Origin of the sequence: Mycobacterium sp. (assembly GCF_049802695.1) — a bacterium.
Taxonomy (GTDB): domain Bacteria; phylum Actinomycetota; class Actinomycetes; order Mycobacteriales; family Mycobacteriaceae; genus Mycobacterium.
In genome coordinates, this window is sequence record NZ_JBARMY010000336.1 from 1 (window position 1) to 2,667 (window position 2,667).

The window sequence follows — 2,667 nt, forward strand, 5'->3', positions numbered from 1 at the left end:
CGCAGGGCCTGGCTCCGGCGCGTCAACCGGAGGCGGCGGTGCCACAGGATCGGCAGATGGTGCGGGCGCCGCCGGGGCATCAGGTGTACACACGCGCTTGACGATCCACACCGACTGCCATACAGCCGTGTTCCTGCAGGCCACTGTCGAAACGGTATAGGTGTTGGGCGCTGGGACGGCAGCCGCGATCATTCCAGTCACCGCCGCGGGAAGAATGAGATGAGACAGGAAGCTCAACATGATGATCCTTGGCGATCGGCGGATCCATCGAGGCTATTGCACGAGACGCCGAACCGCATTCCGAGCGGGCTCTGCGGCCGCAGCAAGTCGGCATGCTCCTCACAGAGGCCAGCTGTTCGGTTCGAGCGCGTAGCGGAAAGCAGTGGCAAGGGTAGACGGCGTCGCCGAATACTATGCGTCGAATGACGGGCGACGCGCGGATGCGATTGCACGTGCCCGACCGTGCCGATGCTTGGCTGGCCGGCGCCGCGGCCGTGCTGGTGAGCATCATGTTGTCGTGGCGCCCGTCTTTCTGGTTCGACGAGGCAGCCACCATTGCCGCCGCCAACCGGTCCGAGATCGACATCCTGCGACTGGTTTTGAATTTCGACGCGGTGCACGCCCTGTACTACCTCGCCATGCATTCCTGGCTCTGCTTGGCACCGATCAACGAGTTCACGGCCAGGCTGCCCAGCGCGGTCGCCGTGGGTGCAGCCGCCGCGGGCCTGATCGTGCTGGGCAAGATGGTCGCCGACCGGCCTACCGCGTGGGCCGGTGCAGCGGCGTTCACCGTGCTGCCGCGCACGCTGTGGGCGGCGGTCGAGGCGAGGTCTTACGCGCTGACCGCCGCGCTCGCGGTGTGGCTGACCGTGGTACTCGTCATCGCCGCAACTCGGCGCGGATCGGCGCTGTGGGCGCTGTATGGATTGACTCTCGCGCTGGCCGTCGTCTCCTTCGTGTACCTGGCCCTGCTGGTGTTCGCGCACGCCGTCACGCTGGCAGTCGAACGAAAGTGGCGCCAGCTGGTGCCTTTTGCAATCGCGGCTGCCGCGGGACTCGGTCTGGTGTCGCCGCTCGTCGCGTTGGCGTCGGGTCAACGTCAGCATCAGCTCTGGTGGATCGGCGGCGGCGGCTATCTCACCGGGGTGCTCTGGGAACAATGGCTTACCGGCTCACGGCTTTTCATGGGCGCGTCGGTGATCGTCCTGCTCTGGGGCTCGGTGCTGCTCGTCAGACGTAGGGCCGCCGGCGCCGCAAGCGCGCTTGCAGTGGCGCTGCCCTGGGTGCTGATTCCCACCACGGCGTTGATCGGCTATTCGGTCCTGGTCGACGATGTCTACCAACCGAGATATTTGACCTACACCGCACCGGGATTCGGGCTGTTGCTCGGGGTGTGCGTCGCGGCGATCGCGCGGGATCGCGCCCGGATACTTGCGGTCTCGCTGGCCGTGCTCGCGGTGAGTGCCGGCACCGCTTTTCTGACTCAGCGAAGTGCCTACGGAAAGCCCGGTGGCGCAGATTATTCCGCAGTAGCGCAGGTCATCTCGGCCAACGCCCGCCCGCGTGACTGTGTCTCCTTCGGCTACGCGCAGCATGAGCCGCTGCGGGCAGTGGCCGCCGCCCGCCCCGACGCCTTCGCCGGGCTCGACGACGTCGCGGCCGGCGTCTCGGGTGCTTATGCGGCCCAGCTGTGGACGCAGGACCTTCCGTTCGACAGCGACCCGGTACGTTCGCGGTTGGCGGCCTGCCGGGTGCTGTGGGCGATCATCGACTCCTTGACGCCTTCGCCCATAGTCAATGAGGCTGAGCGGCAAGGGTTCACCGTCGATCAGACGTGGAAGTTGAACCGCAGCATCGTTATCCGGCTCAAAAGAAGTTGACGCCGGGGCTTACCAGACGCGGATGTAGTCGACGAGTATCTGCGAAGGATAGGTACCCATGGCAGGATCGCCGGCGCCGACACCACCAACCGCGAGCGTGAACATGGGGTTCATGAAATAGCCGGGATTGTTGAAAGGCCAGCGCAAGTCGCTGGGGTTGCCGTGCACCGGGATGGGCTTCGGCGGAACGCTGAAGTATGGCGCCGCGCCGTCAACGTAGTCTCGCCAGAATTTGAACCCGTCGGCATCCCAGCGCATCCGCCAGGTGTGCCAAGCGGAGTCAACCAGCCCGGGGATCGATCTTCCCTCCCATGTTTTGCCGTTGGATGCCGCGTGGACCGTGGTGCCCGGGGCCCAAGCGCCGTTGCCGTACCACTCGAAGATGTCGACCTCGCCGTCTGGCACCGGGTCCTCGTTGACAGTCCAGAAAGAGGGCCACAGGCCCGGGTACAGACAGTCGAGTTTGATCCGCGCTTCCCACGTGGTGTTGATGAGACCGCGGAAGTTGCCTCGGAGTTTGCCGCTGAAGTACTCGTCGCCCTCTCGGGTGGCTTGGATGACGAGGTTGGAATTGCCGTCGAGGACGATGTTCTGAGAACGGTAGATGCCGTCAACCGGCGGGAACACGTCGTCCTGCCAGGTCTGCGGCGTCCACTTCGACAGGTCGGGGCCTTGACCGGCCGGGCCGTCGAACTCGTCTTGGAAGATGTAGCCGCCGGCGCTGGCTGCCGGTGCGGCGGGCGGCGGCGCCGGAGCATGCGGCGGTGTCGCCGGCAGAGCCCGAGCC

The 2,667-nt window shown here is 65.9% G+C and carries 2 protein-coding genes; one reads left to right on the forward strand and one right to left on the reverse strand.

What is annotated here, in order from left to right:
• Positions 1-422 precede the first annotated feature (422 nt).
• Entirely contained in the window at positions 423-1,880 is a 1,458-nt protein-coding gene (locus WA317_RS13835) for a glycosyltransferase family 39 protein (protein WP_425173574.1), read from the forward strand.
• A gap of 9 nt (positions 1,881-1,889) precedes the next feature.
• On the opposite strand, the gene WA317_RS13840 is transcribed toward WA317_RS13835, so the two are convergent.
• Positions 1,890-2,657 carry a glycoside hydrolase family 16 protein gene (locus tag WA317_RS13840; RefSeq protein WP_425173575.1) on the reverse strand — a complete coding sequence of 256 codons (768 nt, stop codon included), beginning with the start codon at positions 2,655-2,657 and terminating at the stop codon, positions 1,890-1,892.
• Between the last annotated feature and the right edge of the window lie 10 nt (positions 2,658-2,667).

What these genes read in the sequence shown, in the direction of transcription:
- WA317_RS13835 (WP_425173574.1), top strand. Translation starts at nt 423, where the DNA reads ATGACGGGCGACGCGCGGATGCGATTGCACGTGCCCGACCGTGCCGAT.